The 440-nt window shown below is 52.5% G+C and carries 1 rRNA gene; it reads right to left on the reverse strand.

Annotation, left to right across the window (positions count from 1 at the left end):
- Positions 1–440, reverse strand: a 16S ribosomal RNA gene (locus tag KGF41_RS20540); the annotation flags it as partial.

Consider the following 440-nt stretch of genomic DNA (forward strand, 5'->3'; position numbering starts at 1 on the left):
GACTACCAGGGTATCTAATCCTGTTTGCTCCCCACGCTTTCGAGCCTCAGTGTCAGTTACAGTCCAGCAAGCCGCCTTCGCCACTGGTGTTCCTCCTAATATCTACGCATTTCACCGCTACACTAGGAATTCCACTTGCCTCTCCTGCACTCCAGCTCCACAGTTTCAAAAGCAGTCCCGGGGTTGAGCCCCGGGCTTTCACTTCTGACTTGTGATGCCACCTACACTCCCTTTACACCCAGTAAATCCGGATAACGCTTGCGCCATACGTATTACCGCGGCTGCTGGCACGTATTTAGCCGGAGCTTCTTAGTCAGGTACCGTCACTATCTTCCCTGCTGATAGAGCTTTACATAACGAATTACTTCTTCACTCACGCGGCGTCGCTGCATCAGAGTTTCCTCCATTGTGCAATATTCCCCACTGCAGCCTCCCGTAGG

Origin of the sequence: Clostridioides sp. ZZV14-6150, from assembly GCF_020657875.1 — a bacterium.
GTDB lineage: Bacteria > Bacillota > Clostridia > Peptostreptococcales > Peptostreptococcaceae > Clostridioides.